Genomic DNA, 20,448 nt, shown 5'->3' on the forward strand with positions numbered 1-20,448 from the left:
GATGGGTGCCGGTCGCGTCTTCGCGTACGGCGCCGCCGCCGGCCTTCTCGGCGATCTGCTGCTCGGCGATCCGCGCCGCGGGCATCCGGTCGCCGCGTTCGGACGGGCGGCAGGGGCCGTCGAACGGGCGCTGTGGCGGGACCACCGCGGGTGGGGCGCGCTGCACACCGCCGCCTGCGCCGGCGGCGCCGTGACTCTGGGTGCCCTGGCCCAGCGGGTCCTACGACCGTCCACCGCCGCTTCCGTCGCGCTCACCGCGACCGCCACCTGGGCCGTCGTCGGGGGCACTTCACTCGCCCGCGAGGCCGGCGTCATCGGGCACGCCCTCAGGACGGGGGACGTCGAGGCCGCCCGGGCCCGGCTGCCGCATCTGTGCGGACGGGATCCGCAGGCCCTGGACGCCGACGGGATCGCCCGGGCCGTCGTGGAGTCCGTCGCCGAGAACACGAGCGACGCGGTCGTGGGTGCGCTGGTGTGGGGGGCCGTGGGCGGGGTGCCGGGGCTGCTCGGATTCCGGGCCGTCAACACCCTGGACGCCATGGTGGGTCACAAGTCGGCCCGGTACCGGCGGTACGGGTGGGCCTCGGCGCGGCTGGACGACGTTGCGGGGTGGCCGGGGGCACGGCTCACCGCCGTGCTGGCCGCCGTCGCAGGAGATGACACCAAGGGGGCCGTACGGACCTGGCGGGCCGACGCGGCGAAGCACCCGAGCCCCAACGCCGGGCCGGTGGAGGCGTCGTTCGCGGGGGCGTTGGGGGTACGGCTCGGCGGGACCTTGTCATACGGCGGGCGGGTCGAGCATCGGCCGGTGCTGAACGGGGAGGGGCGGAGCGTGGAAGTCGCGGACATCGAGCGGGCGGTGCGGTTGTCACGGCGGGTGGGGTGGCTCGCGCTGGGGGTGAGTGCGGCCGGAGCCCTGCTGCGGGGGCGGGTTGCAAAGAACCCGGCGCCGTCGGCCGTGCGGCACCCGGGGTGTTCCTCATGAACAACGGAGGTCTCCTCGTCGCGGGTACCACCTCGGATGCCGGCAAGAGTGTCGTCACCGCCGGTATCTGCCGGTGGCTGGCGCGGCAGGGCGTCAAGGTCGCGCCGTTCAAGGCGCAGAACATGTCCCTCAACTCCTTCGTCACGCGCGAGGGCGCCGAGATCGGGCGGGCGCAGGCCATGCAGGCGCAGGCCTGCCGGGTCGAGCCGACCGCGCTGATGAACCCCGTGCTGCTCAAGCCGGGCGGCGAGCAGAGCAGTCAGGTCGTGCTGCTCGGCAAGCCGGTCGGTGAGATGAGTGCGCGCGGCTATCACGGTGGACGGCAGCAGAAGCTGCTCGGGACCGTGCTCGACTGTCTCGCCGAGTTGCGGGGCACGTATGACGCGGTGATCTGTGAGGGGGCGGGCAGTCCGGCGGAGATCAACCTGCGCCGGACCGACATCGTGAACATGGGGATCGCGCGCAACGCGCGGATCCCGGTGCTCGTCGTCGGCGACATCGACCGCGGGGGCGTGTTCGCCTCCTTCTTCGGCACCGTCGCCCTGCTCTCGCCGGAGGACCAGGCCCTCGTCGCCGGGTTCCTCGTCAACAAGTTCCGGGGCGACGTCTCCCTGCTGGAGCCCGGCCTCGACATGCTGCACGGCCTCACCGGGCGGCACACCTACGGCGTGCTCCCCTTCCGGCACGGTCTCGGGATCGACGAGGAGGACGGACTGAGGGTCTCCCTGCGCGGGACCGTCCGGGAGTCGAACACGGCCCCGCCCGTCGGTGCGGACGTCCTGCGGGTCGCCGTCTGCGCCATCCCCCTGATGTCCAACTTCACGGACGTGGACGCGCTGGCCGCCGAACCGGGCGTCGTGGTGCGGTTCGTGGACCGTCCGGAGGAGCTCGCCGACGCCGATCTCGTCGTGATCCCGGGCACCCGGGGGACGGTCCGGGCCCTGGAGTGGCTGCGGGAGCGGGGGCTCGCAAAGGCGCTGGAGCGCAGGGCCGCCGAGGGGCGGCCGGTGCTCGGCATCTGCGGTGGCTTCCAGGTCCTCGGGGAGCACATCGAGGACGAGGTCGAGAGCCGGCGCGGGCAGGTGGCCGGTCTCGGGGTGCTGCCCGTACGGGTGCGGTTCGCCCGGGAGAAGACCCTCACCCGCCCCGCCGGCGAGGCCCTCGGCGAGCGCGTCGAGGGGTACGAGATCCATCACGGGGTCGCCGAAGTCACCGGAGGGGAACCCTTCTTGGACGGCTGCCGGGTCGGGCAGACCTGGGGCACCCACTGGCACGGCTCCCTGGAGTCGGACGGCTTCCGCCGGGCCTTTCTGCGCGAGGTGGCGGCCGCCGCGGGCCGCCGGTTCGTGCCGGCCCCCGACACCTCGTTCGCCGCGCTGCGCGAGGAGCAGCTCGACCGGCTCGGCGACCTGATCGAACAGCACGCGGACACCGACGCGCTCTGGCGGCTCATCGAGTCGGGCGCGCCGCAAGGACTGCCTTTCATCCCACCGGGAGCGCCCGCATGAGCACTGTGTTGTTGTTGTCGACCGCCGACACCGATCTGCTGGCGGCCCGGGCCGCCGCCGGTGCCGACTACCGGATCGGCAATCCGACGCGCGTCGACGTCACGGAGGAGCTGCCCGCGCTGATCGAGGGCGCGGACATCGCCGTCGTACGGCTGCTCGGCGGCAAGCGGGCCTGGGAGGACGGGCTCGCCGCGCTCCGGGCGTCCGGGGTGCCGACCGTGCTGCTCGGCGGCGAGACCGTGCCGGACGCCGAGTTGATGGCCGAGTCGTCGGTGCCGGCCGGCGTGGTCGCGGAGGCGCTGCGCTATCTCGTCGAGGGCGGCCCCGCCAACCTGCTGGAGCTGTCCCGGTTCCTGTCCGACACCGTGCTGCTGACCGGCGAGGGGTTCGCCGAGCCGCAGAAGATGCCGGAGTTCGGGGTGCACGGCTCGTACCAGATCCAAGCCGGCCGCCCCACGGTCGGGGTGCTCTTCTACCGGGCCCATGAACTCAGCGGCAACACCGGCTTCGTGGACACCCTGTGCGAGGCGATCGAGGCACGGGGCGCCAACGCCCTTCCGGTGTACTGCGGTTCGCTGCGCGGGGCGGACGCCGGGCTGTACGAGATCCTCGCCGGGGCCGACGCGCTGGTCGCCACCGTGCTGGCGGCCGGCGGCACCCACGCCTCGCAGGCCTCGGCCGGCGGCGACGAGGAGGCCTGGGACATCGGGGCGCTCGCCGATCTGGACGTCCCGGTGCTGCAGGGCCTCTGCCTGACCTCCTCCCGGCAGGCCTGGGACGAGTCCGACGCCGCCCTCTCCCCCATGGACGCGGCGATGCAGGTCGCCATCCCGGAGTTCGACGGCCGTCTGATCACGGTCCCCTTCTCCTTCAAGGAGCGGGTCGACGACGACGGAGCCGACGTCCCGGTGTACGTCGCCGACCCCGAGCGGGCCGGACGGGTCGCCGGCATCGCCCTGCGGCACGCGCGGTTGAGGCACAAGCCGAACGCGGAGAAGCGCGTCGCGCTGGTCTTCACCGCGTACCCGACCAAGCACTCGCGGGTCGGCAACGCGGTCGGTCTGGACACGCCGGCCTCGGCGGTGCGGGTCCTCGACGCCCTCAAGGAGTCCGGCTACGGCGTCACCGCATACCCGTCCGGCGGCGACGAGTTGATCCACCGCCTGATCGAGGCCGGCGGGCACGACGTCGAGTGGCTGACCGAGGAGCAGCTGGCCTCGGCGCCCGCGCGGGTGCCGCTCGCGGACTACCGGGCGTGGTTCGAGAAGCTCGACCCTCAGCTGCGGGACGCGATGACCGAGGCGTGGGGCGAGCCGCCGGGCTCCCTCTACGTCGACGGGGAGGACATCGTCCTCGCCTCCCTGCAGTTCGGGAACGTCGTCGTGATGATCCAGCCGCCGCGCGGCTTCGGCGAGAACCCGATCGCGATCTACCACGACCCGGACATGCCGCCGTCTCACCACTACATGGCGGCCTACCGGTGGCTCGAGAACTCTTTCGGCGCGGACGCGGTCGTGCACATGGGCAAGCACGGCACGATGGAGTGGCTGCCCGGCAAGGGGCTCGGGCTGAGCGCCGGCTGTGCGCCGGACGCGGTCCTCGGCGAGCTGCCCCTGATCTACCCGTTCATCGTCAACGACCCCGGCGAGGGCACCCAGGCCAAGCGGCGCGGGCACGCCACCGTGGTCGACCATCTGGTCCCGCCGATGGCCCGCGCCGACACCTACGGCGACCTGGCCAAGCTGGAGCAGCTGCTCGACGAGTACGCGCTGGCCTCCGACCTGGACCCGACGAAGGCACCGGCCGTACGGGCGCAGATCTGGACGCTGGTCAAGGCGGCCGAACTCCACCACGACCTGCATGTGGACGACCAGCCGGACGACGCCGACTTCGACGAGTTCGTCATGCACATCGACGGCTACCTGTGCGAGATCAAGGACGTGCAGATCCGCGACGGCCTGCACATCCTCGGCGGCGGGCCGGCCGGCGAGCCGCGCGTGAACCTGGTGCTGGCCGTGTTGCGGGCCTCGCAGGTGTGGGGCGGGCAGGCCAACGCGCTGCCGGGGCTCAGGGCCGCGCTGGCCGCTCACTTCGGTCTGGCCGAGAAGGAGTTGCTCGCCGAGCCCGGTGCGCCCGTGAAGGTGCCGGTCGAGCTGTCCGATCTCGTGGCGGGTCCGTCCCGCACGGCCGCCGACGCCATCGACCTGCTGGAGCAGCTCTGCCGACGGATCGCGGAAGGGATGGAGGAGCGCGACTGGGCCGTCTCGGACAGCCGTTCTCTCATCCGTGACGTCCTCGGCACCGAACTCCCCGACGCCGTCGCCGTGCTGGAGTTCGCCTGCGCCGAGGTCGTGCCCCGGCTGGCCCGCACCACGGACGAGATCGACCACATCCTCAAGGCGCTCGACGGCGGTTACGTACCGGCGGGACCGTCCGGCTCCCCCACCCGCGGGCTGGTCAACGTCCTGCCGACCGGCCGCAACTTCTACTCCGTCGACCCCAAGGCCATTCCCTCCCGGCTGAGTTGGGAGGTCGGCCAGTCCCTCGCCGACTCACTGGTTCAGCGGTACCTCCAGGACACCGGCGCGTATCCGAAGTCCGTCGGGCTGACGGTGTGGGGCACCTCCGCGATGCGCACCCAGGGCGACGACATCGCCGAGATCCTGGCGCTGCTGGGCTGCCGTCCGGTCTGGGACGAGGCGTCGCGGCGCGTGACCGGCTTCGAGGTGGTCCCGCTGGACGAACTGGGCCGGCCGCGCATCGACGTCACGGTCCGGATCTCCGGCTTCTTCCGGGACGCGTTCCCGCACGTGGTCGGGCTGATCGACGACGCCGTGCGCAAGGTCGCCGAGCTGGACGAACCGGCCGACCGGAACTACGTGCGCGCCCACGCCGACGAGGACACCGCCGAGCACGGCGACCGGCGGCGCGCCACCGCCCGTATCTTCGGCTCCAAGCCGGGCGCGTACGGCGCGGGCCTGCTGCCGCTGATCGACGCCCGCAACTGGCGCTCCGACGCCGACCTCGCCGAGGTGTACGCCGTCTGGGGCGGTTACGCCTACGGGCGCGGGCTCGACGGGCGGGCGGCGCGCGGGGACATGGAGACCGCGTTCAGGCGGATCGCGGTCGCCGCGAAGAACGTGGACACGCGCGAGCACGACCTGGTCGATGCCGACGACTACTTCCAGTACCACGGCGGGATGGTGGCGATGGTGCGCCATCTGACCGGCACCAACCCCGAGGCGTACGTAGGTGATTCGGCCACACCCGACCAGGTGAGGACCCGCACCCTCGGCGAGGAGACCCACCGTGTCTTCCGGGCCCGGGTGGTCAACCCGCGCTGGATGGCGGCGATGCGCCGGCACGGCTACAAGGGCGCCTTCGAGATGGCGGCGACCGTCGACTACCTCTTCGGCTACGACGCCACGGCCGGGGTCGTGGACGACTGGATGTACGAGAAACTCAGCGCGGAGTACGTCTTCGACGCGGAGAACCGGGACTTCATGAAGAAGTCCAACCCGTGGGCGCTGCGCGGCATCACCGAACGGCTCCTGGAAGCCGCCGACCGGGGCCTGTGGGCCGAGCCGGACGCGGACACCCTGGAGCGGCTGCGCGCCACCTACCTGGAGCTCGAAGGCGACCTGGAGGGCGACCAGTGACCACCCCCTTCCCCTTTACGGCCGTCGTGGGTCAGGACGACCTGCGGCTGGCGCTGCTGCTGAACGCGGTGTCGCCGGCAGTCGGCGGAGTGCTGGTGCGCGGCGAGAAGGGCACCGCCAAGTCCACGGCGGTACGCGCCCTTTCGGTGCTGCTGCCCACCGTGGACGTCGTCGCCGGCTGCCGCTTCTCCTGCGACCCGGCCACCCCGGATCCGGCCTGCCCGGACGGGCCGCACCACCCGCCCGGCGCCTTCGAGTCCCGCCCGGCACGCATGGTCGAACTGCCGGTCGGCGCCTCCGAGGACCGGCTGGTCGGCGCCCTCGACATCGAACGGGCCCTGGCGGAGGGCGTGAAGGCCTTCGAGCCGGGTCTGCTGGCCGACGCCCACCGGGGCATCCTCTACGTCGACGAGGTCAACCTCCTCCACGACCACCTCGTCGACCTGCTGCTGGACGCGGCCGCGATGGGCGCCTCCTACGTGGAGCGCGAGGGTGTCTCGGTACGGCACGCGGCGAAGTTCCTGCTCGTCGGCACCATGAACCCCGAAGAGGGCGAGCTGCGGCCGCAGTTGCTGGACCGGTTCGGGCTGACGGTGGAGGTGGCCGCCTCGCGCGAGCCCGACCAGCGGGTGGAGGTGGTCCGCCGGCGGCTCGCCTACGACGACGACCCGGCCGGATTCGCGGCGCGTTGGGCCGGCGAGGAGGCCGCTGTACGGCAACGGATCGTGGCGGCACGGGCGTTGCTGCCGTCGGTGCGGCTGGGCGACGGGGCGCTGCGGCAGATAGCGGCGACCTGCGCGGCCTTCGAGGTCGACGGTATGCGCGCCGACATCGTGATGGCGCGGACGGCGACCGCGCTGGCCGCGTGGGCCGGGCGGACCGAGGTGCTGGCGGAGGACGTCCGGCAGGCCGCGCTGCTCGCGCTGCCGCACCGCAGGCGCCGCAACCCCTTTGACGCGCCGGGCCTCGACGAGGACAAGCTGGACCAGACGCTGGAGGAGTTCTCCGGCGAGTCCGAGGACGACGATCCCGGTCCGGACGGTCCCGGCGGGGGCGGCGGGCAGCCGGCGCCCGACGACGGTGACCCGCAGGGCGGCGACACGGGCGCGCGGCCCGAGGCCGGCGAGGACGGCGAGCCGCAGGCCTCCGGCGGCTCGGGCGAGCAGGCGCCGACGCGGGCCGCCGAGCCCTTCCGCACCAAGGTGCTGACCGTGCCGGGGATCGGTACGGGCGCCGCCGGGCGGCGATCCCGGGCGCGCACCGAGCACGGCCGTACGACGGGTGCCCGGCGGCCCCGGGGCGCCCTGACCAAACTGCACCTGGCGGCGACCGTGCAGGCCGCCGCCCCGCATCAGCGGGCGCGCGGGCGGTCCGGCCCGGGGCTGGTGGTCCGGCGGGACGATCTGCGGCAGGCGACCCGGGAGGGGCGCGAGGGCAACCTCGTGCTGTTCCTGGTCGACGCGTCCGGGTCGATGGCGGCCCGGCAGCGGATGAGCGCCGTGAAGGGGGCCGTACTGTCACTGCTGCTCGACGCCTATCAGCGGCGGGACAAGGTGGGGCTGGTGACCTTCCGGGGCTCGGCCGCCGATGTCGCCCTGCCGCCGACCTCGTCCGTGGACGCGGCGGCGGCCCGGCTGGAGGCGTTGCCGACCGGCGGGCGCACCCCGCTCGCGGCCGGGCTGCTCAAGGCGCACGACGTGCTGCGGGTGGAGCGGTTGCGGGACCCCGCGCGACGGGCGCTGGTGGTCGTGGTGACCGACGGGCGGGCCACCGGCGGTCCGGAGCCGGTCGCGCTCGCCGGGCGGGCGGCCCGGCTGTTCGCGGCCGACGGGGTCGCCTCGGTGGTCGTGGACTGCGAGTCGGGACCGGTACGGCTGGGACTCGCCGGACAGTTGGCCGGTGAACTGGGCGGTACGGCGGTGACGCTCGACGAGTTGCGGGCGGACTCCATCGCCGGGCTGGTGAAGGACGTGCAGAGGAGGGCCGCGTAATGCCGCAGGGACAGCCGAGTGTCGTACCGGACGACGGACTGACGACTCGTCAGCGTCGTAATCGGCCACTTGTCGTCGTACACACGGGCGTCGGCAAGGGCAAGTCCACCGCCGCGTTCGGGCTCGCGCTGCGCGCCTGGAACCAGGGGTGGCCGATCGGGGTGTTCCAGTTCGTCAAGTCGGCGAAGTGGAAGGTCGGCGAGGAGCGGGCGCTGCGGGTCCTCGGGGACTCCGGGGAGGGCGGGACCGTCGCCTGGCACAAGATGGGCGAGGGCTGGTCCTGGGTGCAGCGGGACGCGCAGATGGACAACGAGGAGAAGGCCCGGGAGGGCTGGGAGCAGGTCAAGCGGGACCTGGCGGCCGAGACCTACCAGCTGTACGTGCTCGACGAGTTCGCGTACCCCATGCACTGGGGGTGGGTGGACACCGACGAGGTCGTCGAGGTGCTGCGGAACCGGCCCGGGAACCAGCATGTCGTGATCACCGGGCGGAACGCGCCCGAGAAGCTGGTGGACCTCGCCGACCTCGTCACCGACATGTCCAAGGTCAAGCACCCGATGGACGTGGGGCAGAAGGGGCAGAGGGGCATCGAGTGGTGATGTCTTCCGTCCCACGGCTGGTCGTCGCCGCGCCGTCGTCCGGCAGCGGCAAGACCACCGTTGCCACGGGGTTGATGGCCGCGTTCGCCGCGCGGGGGCTCGCCGTGTCCCCGCACAAGGTCGGACCGGACTACATCGACCCCGGGTACCACGCGCTCGCGACCGGGCGGGTGGGGCGGAACCTCGACGCGTATCTGTGCGGTCCTGAGCTGATCGGTCCGCTGTTCGCGCACGGTGCGCACGGCTGCGACATCGCCGTGGTCGAGGGTGTGATGGGGCTGTACGACGGGGCCGCCGGGGAAGGTGAACTGGCGTCCACCGCTCATGTCGCGAAGCTGCTGCGGGCGCCGGTGGTGCTGGTCGTGGACGCGTCGTCGCAGTCGCGGTCGGTGGCCGCGCTGGTGCACGGGTTCGCGTCGTGGGATCCGGAGGTGCGGGTCGCGGGCGTGATCCTGAACAAGGTGGCGTCGGACCGGCACGAGGAGTTGCTGCGGGAGGCGCTGGAGTCTTCCGGGGTGCCGGTGTTCGGGGTGCTGCGGCGGGTGGCCCAGGTGGATACGCCGTCGCGGCATCTGGGGCTGGTGCCGGTCGCCGAGCGGCGGGGCGAGGCGGTGGACGCGGTGGCGGCGATGGCCGCGCAGGTCTCCGACGGGTGTGACCTGGAGGGGCTGCTGGGGGTGGCCCGGGGGGCCGGTGTGGTGCCGGGTGCGGCGTGGGATGCGGCTGCGGCCGTGGTTTCCTCGCCCCCGCTGCCCCCGTCGGTCCCCTCACCAGGGGCCGGCGCCCCTTCGACCCCGGCTTCGGGGGCTGCCGCCCCCGGGCCCCCGCTTCGGCCGGTGGTCGCCGTCGCCTCCGGGGCCGCCTTCACCTTCTCCTATGCCGAGCACACCGAACTGCTCGCCGCCGCCGGGGCCGAGGTCGTGCCGTTCGATCCGTTGCGGGACGAGCAACTGCCGGACGGTACACGGGGGTTGGTCGTCGGCGGGGGTTTCCCCGAGGTGTACGCCGCCGAGCTGTCCGCCAACGAGCCGCTGCGCAAGGCCGTCGGTGCCCTCGCTCACAGCGGTGCTCCGGTGGCCGCCGAGTGTGCGGGGCTGCTCTATCTGTGCCGGGAGCTGGACGGGCTGGCGATGTGCGGTGTGCTGGACGTCCGGGCGCGGATGACCGAGCGGCTGACTCTCGGCTACCGGGACGCGGTCGCCGTGAGCGACAGTGTGCTGGCCGTCGCCGGAACCCGGCTGCGGGGGCACGAGTTTCACCGGACCGCGGTCGAGCCGGGGGCCGGTGCGGCGGCCGCGTGGGGTGTGCGTACCCCCCGGCCGCGGGTCGAGGGTTTTGTACAGCAGGGTGTGCACGCGAGTTATCTGCACACGCACTGGGCGTCCGAGCCCGGTGTGGCCCGAAGGTTCGTGGAGAGGTGCCGGACGTCATGAGCAGCAGCAGGTTGACCGGAGTCGGGGTGGGTCCCGGCGATCCCGAGTTGGTGACCGTCAAGGGGGTCAACGCCCTGCGCGCGGCCGATGTTGTCGTCGTACCCGTAATGGCTGGGCCTGATGGAAAAGACGTCGGTGAGCGGGGGCGCGCCGAGGCGACCGTGCTGCACTACGTCGGCGCGGAGAAGGTCGTCCGGGTCGTGTTCGCGCTGAACGAGCGCAGTGACCGGGGGCGGCGCGAGGCCGCCTGGGACGCGGCGGGCACCACGGTCGCCGGGTTGCTGCGGGAGCGCGGGTCCGTCGCCTTCGCCACCATCGGGGATCCGAACGTCTACTCGACCTTCACCTATCTCGCGCAGACCATCGCCGGGCTGGTCCCGGGTGTGGTCGTGGAGACCGTGCCCGGCATCACCGCCATGCAGGACCTCGCCGCCCGTTCCGGTGCCGTGCTCACCGAGGGGACCGAGCCGCTGACGCTGGTGCCGGTGACGGCGGGTGCCGAGGTGCTGAAGGACGCGCTGAGCGGGCCGGGGACGGTCGTGGCGTACAAGTTCGGGCGGCAGGCCGGCGCGGTCGCCGAGGCGCTGCGGGAGACCGGGCGGATCGAGGACGCCGTGTGGGGGTCGGCGCTGGGGCTGGACGAGGAGTCCATCCGGCCCGCCGCCGAGCTCGATGGTTCCCCGCTGCCGTATCTCTCCACGCTCATCGCGCCGCCGCGCCGGGACGGTGGCAGAGGCGGGAAACTGTGAGCGCCTCAGCCCGAGATGCCCACCACCAGCCAGATGAAGGCGGCCCCGGCCACCGTGCACAGCAGGGTGGAGCGGGCGGGGTGTTCGTGGTGGGCCTCGGGGAGGATCTCGGCGGCGGCCAGATACAGCAGGACACCGCCGAAGAGGCCGAGATAGCCGCCGAGCACGGTCTCCGGGATGGTGAGGAAGACGGTGGACAGGGCGCCCAGGACGGGTGCGCAGGCGTCGGCGATCAGCATGCCTATCGCCCGGCGGCGCGCGTTGCCGTAGAGGCTCGTGATGGTGAACGTGTTGAAGCCGTCCGCGAAGTCGTGCGCGATCACGGCCAGCGCGACCGCCGTGCCCATGCCGCCGCCCACCTGGAAGGCCGCGCCGATCGCCACGCCGTCCATCGCGCTGTGCCCGACCATCGCGCCGGCCGCCGTCAGGCCCACCTCGGGCGCCCGGTGACCGTGTTCGTCACCGCCGTGCGCGGCCTGGCGGAGGGCCAGCGTGCGTTCCACCAGATGGGCCAGCAGGAAGCCGGCCACGAAGAGCAGCAGGGCGGCCGGTACGCCGAAGATCTCCCGGCCGGCCGCGTGCAGCGCCTCCGGCAGCAGGTCGAGGCCGACCACCCCGAGCATCAGGCCGCCGGCCAGGCCCAGGACCAGATGGCGACGGTCGGTCACGCGCTGTGCCGTCCAGCCGCCGGCCAGCGTCATCAGGAACGCGCCGAGCGCGACGAAGACCGCCATGTGCCCTTGCTATCCGATCGACCCGCCCCAGCGCACATCCAGCAGCACCCGTAACACCGTTTGTCCAGAGAGGACCGATTTTCCATGGCCGATGCCGCTGCCGCCGCTTCCACCGGCAAGGTGACCTTCGTCGGTGCCGGCCCCGGCGCCGCCGATCTGCTGACGTTCCGGGCCGCGCGCGCGATCGCCGAGGCCGACGTGGTGATCTGGGCCGCGAGCCTGGTCCAGGCGGAGGTCCTCCAGCACGCGCGCGAGGACGCCGAGATCCTCGACTCGGCCACGATGTCGTTGGAGGACGTCGTCGCCGTCTACGAGCGGGCCCGGGCGGAGGGGCTGCGGGTCGCCCGGATCCACTCCGGCGATCCGGCCCTGTGGGGCGGTACCCAGGAGCAGGTCGACCGGTGTGCCGGGATCGGCGTCGAGGTCGAGATCGTGCCGGGTGTGTCCTCCTTCTCGGCCGTCGCCGCGCTCGCCCGGCGCGAGCTGACCATTCCCGAGGTCGCCCAGTCCGTCGTCCTGACCCGGCTCGGCGGCGGCAAGACGCCGATGCCGCCGGGCGAGGAGGTACGGGAGTTCGCCCGGCACGGCACCACCATGGCGATCTTCCTCTCCGCCGCGCGCAGCGGGCAGCTGGTGCGGGAGCTGCTGGAGGGCGGCTATCCGACGTCGACGCCGGTGGTCGTCGCCTACCAGGCGACCTGGCCGGAGGAGCTGGTCGTGAAGTGCACGATCGAGACGCTGGAGGAGACGGTCAAGGAGCACAAGCTCTGGAAGCACACCCTGTTCCTGGTCGGCCCCGCCCTGGACGCCCACGGCACCCGCTCGCACCTCTACCACCCCGGCCACTTCCACGGCTTCCGCAAGGCCGACCCTCAGGCCCGGCGGGCCCTGCGTGAGCGGGGGGCGAGTACGTGATCACGGTCTTCGGTACCGGGACGGGGGCGCCGCTCCCGCCGGACGCGCTGGCCGGGGCCGAGCTGGTGGTCGGCGGGCGGCGGCACCTGGACGCGGTCCGGCTGCCGGAGGGGGCCGAGCGGATCGTCCTCGGGCCGCTGGCACCCGCGCTCGACGCCATCGAGGAGTACGCCGGCAAGGACCGGTCCGTGGCCGTGCTGGCCTCGGGCGACCCCGGGTTCTTCGGGATCGTGCGGGCGCTGGCCGAGCGGTTCGGGCCGGAGCGGCTGGAGGTGCGGGCCGGGGTGTCGTCCGTCGCCGCCGCGTTCGCACGGGTCGGGCTGCCCTGGGACGACGCGGTGGTGGTGAGCGCGCACGGGCGGGAGCCGCGTACGGCGGTCCATGTGTGCCGGGCGCATCCGAAGGTGGCGGTGCTGACCGGGCCGGGGGCCGGCCCGGCGGAGCTGGGGGCCGCGGTGCCGGCGGACCGGCTGCTGGTCGTGGCGAGCGCGCTCGGTGACCCCGAGCGGGAGCGGGTGGAGCGGGTCATGCCCGCCGAGGCCGCCGGCCGGGACTGGGGAGCGGACGTCAGTGTGGTGCTGTGCCTGGACCCGGCGCGGGTGCTGGGGGCGGTGCGTACCGTCGCGGGGGTGCCCGCCGGGCCTGTCCGATGGGCCCTGGACGAGCGGGAGTTCGCGCACCGGGACTCGATGATCACCAAGTTCGAGGTACGGGCGCTGGCGCTGGCCCGGCTCGGGCCGCGGATCGGCGACCTGGTCTGGGACGTCGGCGCGGGTTCCGGGTCGGTGGCGGTGGAGTGCGCGCGGCTCGGGGCCGCCGCCGTCGCCGTGGAGAAGGCCGCGGACGGGGTCGAGCGGATCGCCGCCAACGCGCGTGCGCACGGCGTGTACGTGGACGTGGTGCACGGTACGGCGCCGGAGGTCCTGCCCAGGCTCCCGGATCCCGACGCCGTGTTCGTCGGCGGCGGCGGTCGTGAGCTGCCCGCCGTGGTCGGCGCCTGCGCGCTGCGGGCCCGGCGGTCGGTGGTGGTCGCGCTGGCCGCCCTGGACCGGGTACCGGCGGCGCGCGAGGCGCTGACCGGTGCCGGGTTCTCCTGCGACGGGGTGCTGCTGCAGTCCTCGCGTCTCGCGCCGCTGCCGGGGGACGTGACCCGGCTGGCGGCGGCCAATCCCGTGTTCCTGCTGTGGGGGAATCGAATCCCCCTTTCCGAAGAAGGAGTTGCTCAGTGATCGGCCTCATTTCCGCCACCGCGGCGGGGGCGGCGGCACGCGACCGGCTGGCCGCGGCGTGGCCGGACCGCACGCGGGTCTACGACGGTCCGGTCGGGGACGCCGTGCGGTCCGCGTTCGCGGAGTGCGGGCAACTGGTGTGTTTCCTGGCCACGGGTGCGGTGGTCCGGCTGATCGCCCCGCTGCTGGGCGAGAAGACGGCCGACCCGGGTGTGGTGTGCGTCGACGAGGGCGGGCGGTTCGCCGTGTCCCTGGTCGGCGGGCACGCGGGCGGCGCGAACGAACTCGCCCGGGAGGTGGCCGAGGTACTGGCCGCGCAGCCGGTGGTGACCACCGCGACGGACTCCGTCGGACTGCCCGGCCTCGACACCCTGGGCTTCCCGGTCGAGGGCTCGGTGGCGACCGTGTCACGGGCCCTGCTGGACGGTGAACCGGTCGCCCTGCGAACGGAGTTGACGTGGCCGCTGCCGCCGCTGCCGCTGGCCGGGGAGGGCGCGCACACGGTCCGGCTGACCGACCGCGCGGTCGAACCCGCCGAGCGCGAGGTGCTGTTGCGCCCGCCGTCCCTCGTGGTGGGCGTCGGCGCCTCCAAGGGCGCTCCGGTCGACGAGGTGCTCACCCTGATCGCGGGGGCCCTGCGGGACGCGGGACTCTCCCCTCGTAGCGTCGCCGAACTCGCCACCGTCGACGCCAAGGCCGAGGAGCCCGGCATCGTCGAGGCGGCCGCACGGCTCGGGGTCCCCCTGGTGACGTACGCCGCCGAGGAGTTGGCCGCGGTAGCGGTGCCCAACCCCTCCGGCGCGCCGCTGGCCGCCGTCGGCACCCCGTCCGTCGCGGAGGCCGCGGCCCTGGTGCGCGGCGGCGAACTCCTCGTCCCCAAGCGGAAGTCGGCCCCCGAGGACGCCGGGCCCGCCATGGCGACCTGCGCCGTCGTACGACGACTCGCGCGCGGCCGGCTCGCGGTCGTCGGGCTCGGACCCGGCGCCCGCGACCTGCTCACCCCACGCGCCAAGGCCGAACTCCGGCGCGCCTCCGTGCTCGTCGGGCTCGACCAGTACGTGGACCAGATCCGCGACCTGCTGCGGCCCGGTACCCGCGTCCTGGAGTCGGGGCTCGGCGCCGAGGAGGAGCGGGCGCGGACCGCGGTCGGCGAAGCGCGCGCCGGGCATGCCGTCGCGCTGATCGGCAGCGGCGACGCCGGCGTGTACGCGATGGCCTCCCCCGCGCTCGCCGAGGCCTCCGACGACATCGACGTGATCGGTGTCCCGGGTGTCACCGCGGCGCTCGCCGCCGGGGCAATTCTGGGCGCGCCGCTGGGCCACGACCATGTCTCCATCAGCCTGTCCGACCTGCACACGCCGTGGGAGGTCATCGAGCGCCGGGTACGGGCCGCCGCCGAGGCGGACATCGTGGTGACCTTCTACAACCCGCGCTCCCGGGGCCGCGACTGGCAGCTGCCGAAGGCGCTCGCGATCCTCGCCGAGCACCGCGAGCCGACGACGCCGGTCGGTGTCGTACGCAACGCCTCGCGCCCCGACGAGTCGAGCCGGGTGACCACCCTGGGCGCACTGGACCCGGCGTGGGTCGACATGATGACCGTCGTGACCGTGGGCAACACCGCGACCAGGAACATCGCCGGGCGCATGGTCACCCCGCGTGGTTACCGCTGGCAGGAGAGCGCTCCGGAGGGGGCCGAATGAACCGGGTCGTCCACCCCATCGAGGAGGAGTCCTTCCGGCGGCTGCGGGCCCGCCTGGACACCTCGCACTTTCCGCCGCTGACCCGTGCCGTGGTGGAGCGGGTCATCCACTCGGCCGCCGACCTGGAGTACGCGACCGACCTCGTGACCGACGAGGACGACCTGGTGAAGGCGCATGCCGCGCTGCACGCCGGGGCGCCGGTCGTCGTGGACGTGGAGATGGTCGCCGCCGGGATCACCCGCCGGGAGACGGTGTGCCGGCTGCGCGACGCCGGCTCCGGTCCCGGCCTGACCCGTTCGGCACACGCGATCCGGCTCGCCTACGAGCAGGTCGGGCCCGGTGCCCTGTGGGTGATCGGCAACGCGCCGACCGCCCTGGAGGAGCTGCTGACGCTGGACGCCTCCCCCGCTCTCGTCATCGGTCTGCCCGTCGGCTTCGTCGGTGCCGTCGAATCCAAGGCCGCGTTGCGGGAGAGCGGGCTGCCCGCCGTCAGCAACGTGTCCGAGAAGGGCGGCTCGGCGGTCGCCGCCGCCGCACTCAACGCCCTGCTGTACCACCCCACTTCCGAGGAGACGCTGTGACCACCCCGCCCGCCCTGCTCATCGCCGGCCATGGCACCCGGGACGAAGCCGGGGCCGAGGCGTTCCGTGACTTCGTACGGGAGCTGGGGCACCGCCACCCCGAACTGCCCGTCGCCGGCGGCTTCATCGAGCTGTCCCCGCCCCCGCTCGGCGAGGCGGTGACCGAGCTGGTCGAGCGGGGGGTACGACGGTTCGCCGCCGTACCGCTGATGCTGGTCTCCGCCGGGCACGCCAAGGGCGACATCCCGGCCGCGCTGGCCCGGGAGAAGGAACGGCACCCGGGGATCTCCTACACGTACGGGCGTCCGCTGGGCCCGCACCCCTCGCTGCTGACCGTGCTCGAGCGGCGCCTGGACCAGGCACTGGGCGCCGACGGGGGGCGCGCGCCGATGGACCGGGCGGACGTCACCGTGCTGCTGGTGGGCCGGGGTTCCACGGACCCGGACGCCAACGCCGAGGTGCACAGGGCGGCGCGGCTGCTGTGGGAGGGGCGCGGCTACGCCGGTGTGGAGACGGCGTTCGTGTCGCTGGCCGCGCCGGACGTGCCGAGCGGACTCGACCGGTGTCTGAAACTGGGGGCGCGCCGGATCGTCGTACTCCCGTACTTCCTGTTCACCGGGATCCTGCCGGAGCGGGTGCGGCAGCAGACCGAGGGCTGGGCGGCCGCGCACCCCGGGGCCGAGGTGCGCTCGGCGGACGTCATCGGGCCCGAGCCGGAGCTGCTCGACCTGGTGATGGAGCGGTACCGGGAGGCGGCCGCCGGCGAGGTGCGGATGAACTGCGACTCGTGTGTGTACCGGATCGCGATGCCCGGTTTCGAGGACAAGGTGGGGCTGCCGCAGCAACCGCACTTCCATCCCGACGACGACGGCCACGACCACGGGCACCACCATCACCACGGCGGGCACGCGCATGCGCACTGACGACGGTTCCGGTGGTTCCGGCGGTTCGGGAGGCCCGCACGATCTGCGGCACCACGGTGACGCCGAGGTCCGTGACGACGGTTCCGCGCTGATCGACCTCGCGGTCAATGTACGGGCCGACACTCCCCCGGCCTGGCTGCGGGAGCGGATCGCCGGGTCGCTGGCCGGTCTCGCGGCCTATCCCGACGGGCGGGCGGCGCGGGCGGCGGTCGCGGCGCGGCACGTGCTGCCGGTGGAGCGGGTGCTGCTGACGGCGGGCGCGGCGGAGGCGTTCGTGCTGCTGGCGCGTGCGCTGAAGGTGCGCCGGCCGGTGGTGGTGCATCCGCAGTTCACCGAGCCGGAGGCGGCGCTGCGGGACGCGGGGCACACCGTGGACCGGGTGCTGCTGCGGGGGGGGGACGGGTTCCGGCTCGATCCCGCGGCCGTGCCGGAGGACGCGGATCTGGTGCTGATCGGCAATCCGACCAACCCCACGTCGGTGCTGCATCCCGCCGAGACGATCGCCCGGCTCGCCCGGCCCGGGCGGACGCTGGTGGTCGACGAGGCGTTCATGGACGCGGTGCCGGGTGAACGGGAGGCGCTGGCCGGGCGGACCGACGTGCCGGGGCTGGTGGTGCTGCGGAGCCTGACGAAGACGTGGGGGCTGGCCGGGCTGCGGGTCGGCTATGTGCTGGCCGCGCCGGAGATGATCGCGGAGCTGGCGCGGGCGCAGCCGTTGTGGCCGGTGTCGGCGCCGGCGTTGGTGGCGGCCGAGGCGTGTGTGGCGCCGCGGGCGCTGGCGGAGGCGGCGCATGCGGCGCACCGGGGGGCGGCCGACCGGGCCCATCTGGTGGCGGGGCTCGAGGAGTTCGCGCCGGAGGGGGTGCGGGTGGCGGGGCCTGCGGAGGGGCCGTTCGTGCTCGTCCGGATGGCCGGGGCCGCCGCGGTGCGGCGGCAGTTGCGGGTGTTGGGGTATGCGGTGCGGCGGGGGGACACGTTTCCGGGGCTGGACGAGGAGTGGGTGCGGGTCGCCGTGCGGGACCGGGGGACGGTGAACGGGTTCTTGCAGGCGCTGGATCGGGCGCTGAGTCTGGTTCGGGGGTGAGGAGAGCGGGGACTGCGCGCCGTTGCCGAGTGCCGGTTGTCTGTGGCCGGTCGCGCCCGCGAGGCGGTAGCCACAGATCGACTACCGCCCCGCGCCCCTTACGGGGCTCTACCGCTTGCGTCGGGCGACGGTCACCGCTCCTCCACCCGCCAGAAGCAACGCCAGCGCTCCCGCCACGACATACGGCGTCACCGAACTCCCGCCCGTCTCCGCCAGCCTGGTCTCCTTCACCGGGGCACCCTGGGGCTTGACGTCGGTCACCGGGTCGGCCGGGTCCGACGGGGCGGCCGGGTCCGGCGGTGTCTCGCAGGTCGCCTTCGCGAGGGTCACCGTTCCTTCCACGTCGGCCACGTTCAGCTTCAGCGGGTTCACGGAGACCTTGAGTTCCAGGGCGCTGGCCGCCGCCGTCGTCGAAGTCGTCTCGCGCTTGGAGAGGTCGAGGCGGACCTCGCCGACGCCGGGGACCTTGACGTCGGTGGGGCCGCCCGCGCTCAGCGTCACGCGCTTGCCGAGGACCGTGACGGCGCCGAGCACGTTCGCGGAGGCCACCGGCTGCTTGCCGGTCTCGCAGGTGGCCTTGGAGGTGACCGTGTCGAGTTCGACGAGGGACAGCAGGGGCAGGCCGGGCAGGTGCAGCCGGGCGTGGGCGAGGTGGACCGAGCCCTCGGCCAGGCTGTCGGAGACCGTCGCCTTCGCCGAGGCGACATCGGCGCCCAGGACGTTGAACGGCTTGCCGCCGTCCACTCCGTCGAGCGTGGCGGTCAGCGCGGTGCGGTCGGCGCTGCGCGGTGCCCGGACCTCGTTCAGGGAGACCGCGAGCGGGACGTTCACGGTCTTGTTGAGGAGGGAGACGTCCAGGCCGGTGCGGAGGACGACCGCGCCGGCGCGACCCTGGTCGGTGGTCGCGTGTGCGGCGCCCGCGCCCGCCAGGACCGCGGGACCGGCGACCAGGGCGGTGGCCGTCGCGACGGTCGCGAGACGGCGTGCGGGCATACGGAATGTGTCGCTGTTCAAGGTGGTGGGACCCCCAGAGGAAACTTGCTCGGGACCCGCCAAGAATTACGCACCAGGGGTGAACGGGCGGCAATCCTGCGTGACTTCACTCATCAGTGGACTTTCCGCGCGCGCGTTCGAGTCGCCAGGCACAGGCGTTCCTTTACTCGACGACCTGCCCGTTCAGCACCACCCGTCGGGGGGACGCGAGGACGCGTACGTCCGCGCGCGGGTCGCTCTCGTACACCACCAGGTCCGCCGGCGCGCCCTCCTCCAGGCCGGGCCTGCCGAGCCAGGCGCGGGCCGCCCAGCTGGTCGCCGCGAGCGCGTCGACGGGCGGGATCCCCGCGGTGACCAGCTCGGCGACCTCGCCCGCGACCAGGCCGTGGGCGAGGGAGCCGCCGGCGTCGGTGCCGACGTAGACCGGGATGCCGGCGTCGTAGGCGGCCCGGACGGTGTCGTAGCGGCGCTCGTGGAGCCGGCGCATATGGGCCGACCAGCGCGGGAACCTGGCGTCGCCGCCGGCCGCGAGCCGCGGGAAGGTGGCGATGTTGACGAGGGTCGGGACGATGGCGACACCGCGCGCGGCGAAGAGGGGGATCAGCTGCTCCGTCAGGCCGGTCGCGTGCTCGATGCAGTCGATGCCGGCCTCGACCAGGTCCTGGAGCGAGTTCTCGGCGAAGCAGTGGGCGGTGACCCGGGCGCCGAGCCGGTGCGCCTCCGTGATCGCCGCCTCCACCGCGTCCCGCGGCCAGCTGGGGGCCAGGTCGCCGAGGTCGCGGTCGATCCAGTCGCCGACCAGCTTGACCCAGCCGTCACCGCGCCGGGCCTCCTGGGCTACGTACGCGACCAGGTCGTCCGGCTCGATCTCGTGGGCGAAGTTCCTTATGTAGCGGCGGGTGCGGGCGATGTGCCGGCCGGCCCGGATGATCTTCGGGAGGTCCTCGCGGTCGTCGACCCAGCGGGTGTCGGAGGGCGACCCGGCGTCCCGGATGAGGAGGGTGCCGGCCTCGCGGTCGGTGAGGGCCTGCGACTCGGCTGTCGCCGGGTCGACCGGCCCCTGTGGGCCAAGGCCGACATGACAGTGAGCGTCCACCAAGCCGGGGAGGGCCCAGCCTTCGACGGTCCGGATGTCTTGGGTGCCGAAGGGGCGGTCGTAGGAGATGCGTCCGCCGAGGACCCAAAGTTCGTCGCGGACATCGTCGGGGCCGACAAGGATCCGTCCCTTTACGTGCAGCACCGCTTGATCGCTCATGGGACGCACGATAGTTCGTCGGGTGCGGGTGCGTCGTGGCTGGTCGCGCCCGCGCGGCGGTAGCCGCATATCGAATACAGCCCCGCGCCCCCTTGGGGCGCGTCCTAGCG

The 20,448-nt window shown here is 73.7% G+C and carries 16 protein-coding genes; 13 read left to right on the top strand and 3 right to left on the bottom strand.

The window, feature by feature from the left end; genetic code table 11:
• The first annotated feature begins 1 nt into the window (after position 1).
• From ACWGJB_RS11205 to cobI, 7 genes are read left to right on the top strand one after another with little or no spacing between them, the layout of a single operon-like run.
• Positions 2-985: a cobalamin biosynthesis protein gene (locus ACWGJB_RS11205; protein WP_453379931.1), complete on the top strand. Its 984-nt coding sequence runs from the start codon at positions 2-4 to the stop codon at positions 983-985.
• Positions 982-2,493 carry a cobyric acid synthase gene (locus ACWGJB_RS11210; RefSeq protein WP_453379932.1) on the top strand — a complete coding sequence of 504 codons (1,512 nt, stop codon included), beginning with the start codon at positions 982-984 and terminating at the stop codon, positions 2,491-2,493. Before ACWGJB_RS11205 ends, ACWGJB_RS11210 begins: the two co-directional genes overlap by 4 nt.
• A complete protein-coding gene (gene cobN / locus ACWGJB_RS11215; RefSeq protein WP_453379933.1) occupies positions 2,490-6,152 on the top strand; it encodes a cobaltochelatase subunit CobN in 3,663 nt (1,220 codons plus the stop codon). Before ACWGJB_RS11210 ends, cobN begins: the two co-directional genes overlap by 4 nt.
• Positions 6,149-8,143, top strand: a complete 1,995-nt coding sequence (locus tag ACWGJB_RS11220) for a putative cobaltochelatase (protein WP_453379934.1) — start codon at positions 6,149-6,151, stop codon at positions 8,141-8,143. The genes cobN and ACWGJB_RS11220 overlap by 4 nt, the downstream gene beginning before the upstream one ends.
• Positions 8,143-8,742: a cob(I)yrinic acid a,c-diamide adenosyltransferase gene (gene cobO / locus ACWGJB_RS11225; protein WP_360481560.1), complete on the top strand. Its 600-nt coding sequence runs from the start codon at positions 8,143-8,145 to the stop codon at positions 8,740-8,742. Before ACWGJB_RS11220 ends, cobO begins: the two co-directional genes overlap by 1 nt.
• The gene (locus ACWGJB_RS11230) at positions 8,742-10,175 is read left to right on the top strand and encodes a cobyrinate a,c-diamide synthase (protein WP_453379935.1); all 1,434 of its coding nucleotides are present in this window, start codon (positions 8,742-8,744) and stop codon (positions 10,173-10,175) included. Before cobO ends, ACWGJB_RS11230 begins: the two co-directional genes overlap by 1 nt.
• The gene (gene cobI, locus ACWGJB_RS11235; protein WP_453379936.1) at positions 10,160-10,924 is read left to right on the top strand and encodes a precorrin-2 C(20)-methyltransferase; all 765 of its coding nucleotides are present in this window, start codon (positions 10,160-10,162) and stop codon (positions 10,922-10,924) included. The genes ACWGJB_RS11230 and cobI overlap by 16 nt, the downstream gene beginning before the upstream one ends.
• A gap of 5 nt (positions 10,925-10,929) precedes the next feature.
• On the opposite strand, the gene ACWGJB_RS11240 is transcribed toward cobI, so the two are convergent.
• Positions 10,930-11,658 carry a ZIP family metal transporter gene (locus ACWGJB_RS11240; protein WP_453379937.1) on the bottom strand — a complete coding sequence of 243 codons (729 nt, stop codon included), beginning with the start codon at positions 11,656-11,658 and terminating at the stop codon, positions 10,930-10,932.
• An 84-nt stretch (positions 11,659-11,742) separates the two neighbouring features.
• Between ACWGJB_RS11240 and cobM the strand changes: the two genes are divergently transcribed.
• From cobM to cobC, 6 genes are read left to right on the top strand one after another with little or no spacing between them, the layout of a single operon-like run.
• Positions 11,743-12,573, top strand: a complete 831-nt coding sequence (gene cobM / locus ACWGJB_RS11245; protein ID WP_453379938.1) for a precorrin-4 C(11)-methyltransferase — start codon at positions 11,743-11,745, stop codon at positions 12,571-12,573.
• Entirely contained in the window at positions 12,570-13,802 is a 1,233-nt protein-coding gene (cbiE, locus tag ACWGJB_RS11250; RefSeq protein WP_453379939.1) for a precorrin-6y C5,15-methyltransferase (decarboxylating) subunit CbiE, read from the top strand. Before cobM ends, cbiE begins: the two co-directional genes overlap by 4 nt.
• Entirely contained in the window at positions 13,799-15,502 is a 1,704-nt protein-coding gene (gene cobJ / locus ACWGJB_RS11255) for a precorrin-3B C(17)-methyltransferase (protein ID WP_453379940.1), read from the top strand. The genes cbiE and cobJ overlap by 4 nt, the downstream gene beginning before the upstream one ends.
• Positions 15,499-16,083 (top strand): precorrin-8X methylmutase, encoded by a 585-nt coding sequence (locus ACWGJB_RS11260; protein ID WP_453379941.1) that lies wholly within the window; start codon positions 15,499-15,501, stop codon positions 16,081-16,083. The genes cobJ and ACWGJB_RS11260 overlap by 4 nt, the downstream gene beginning before the upstream one ends.
• Positions 16,080-17,006, top strand: coding sequence for a sirohydrochlorin chelatase (locus tag ACWGJB_RS11265; RefSeq protein ID WP_453379942.1), 927 nt, complete (start codon positions 16,080-16,082; stop codon positions 17,004-17,006). The genes ACWGJB_RS11260 and ACWGJB_RS11265 overlap by 4 nt, the downstream gene beginning before the upstream one ends.
• Positions 16,996-18,090, top strand: a complete 1,095-nt coding sequence (gene cobC / locus ACWGJB_RS11270; RefSeq protein WP_453379943.1) for an Rv2231c family pyridoxal phosphate-dependent protein CobC — start codon at positions 16,996-16,998, stop codon at positions 18,088-18,090. The genes ACWGJB_RS11265 and cobC overlap by 11 nt, the downstream gene beginning before the upstream one ends.
• Positions 18,091-18,198: 108 nt before the next feature.
• Here the strand turns inward: cobC and ACWGJB_RS11275 are convergent, their stop codons facing one another.
• Entirely contained in the window at positions 18,199-19,104 is a 906-nt protein-coding gene (locus ACWGJB_RS11275) for an SCO1860 family LAETG-anchored protein (protein ID WP_453379944.1), read from the bottom strand.
• A gap of 142 nt (positions 19,105-19,246) precedes the next feature.
• Positions 19,247-20,338, bottom strand: a complete 1,092-nt coding sequence (locus ACWGJB_RS11280; protein ID WP_453379945.1) for an amidohydrolase family protein — start codon at positions 20,336-20,338, stop codon at positions 19,247-19,249.
• Positions 20,339-20,448: the final 110 nt, after the last annotated feature.

This window comes from Streptomyces sp. NPDC054813 (genome assembly GCF_053611365.1).

Bases quoted from the DNA above. Each gene is read 5' to 3' on its own strand.
- ACWGJB_RS11205 (WP_453379931.1), top strand. From the start codon at position 2: ATGGGTGCCGGTCGCGTCTTCGCGTACGGCGCCGCCGCCGGCCTTCTC.
- ACWGJB_RS11210 (WP_453379932.1), top strand. From the start codon at position 982: ATGAACAACGGAGGTCTCCTCGTCGCGGGTACCACCTCGGATGCCGGC.
- cobN (WP_453379933.1), top strand. From the start codon at position 2,490: ATGAGCACTGTGTTGTTGTTGTCGACCGCCGACACCGATCTGCTGGCG.
- cobO (WP_360481560.1), top strand. From the start codon at position 8,143: ATGCCGCAGGGACAGCCGAGTGTCGTACCGGACGACGGACTGACGACT.
- ACWGJB_RS11230 (WP_453379935.1), top strand. From the start codon at position 8,742: ATGTCTTCCGTCCCACGGCTGGTCGTCGCCGCGCCGTCGTCCGGCAGC.
- ACWGJB_RS11240 (WP_453379937.1), bottom strand. From the start codon at position 11,658: ATGGCGGTCTTCGTCGCGCTCGGCGCGTTCCTGATGACGCTGGCCGGC.
- cobM (WP_453379938.1), top strand. From the start codon at position 11,743: ATGGCCGATGCCGCTGCCGCCGCTTCCACCGGCAAGGTGACCTTCGTC.
- ACWGJB_RS11260 (WP_453379941.1), top strand. From the start codon at position 15,499: ATGAACCGGGTCGTCCACCCCATCGAGGAGGAGTCCTTCCGGCGGCTG.
- cobC (WP_453379943.1), top strand. From the start codon at position 16,996: ATGCGCACTGACGACGGTTCCGGTGGTTCCGGCGGTTCGGGAGGCCCG.
- ACWGJB_RS11280 (WP_453379945.1), bottom strand. From the start codon at position 20,338: ATGAGCGATCAAGCGGTGCTGCACGTAAAGGGACGGATCCTTGTCGGC.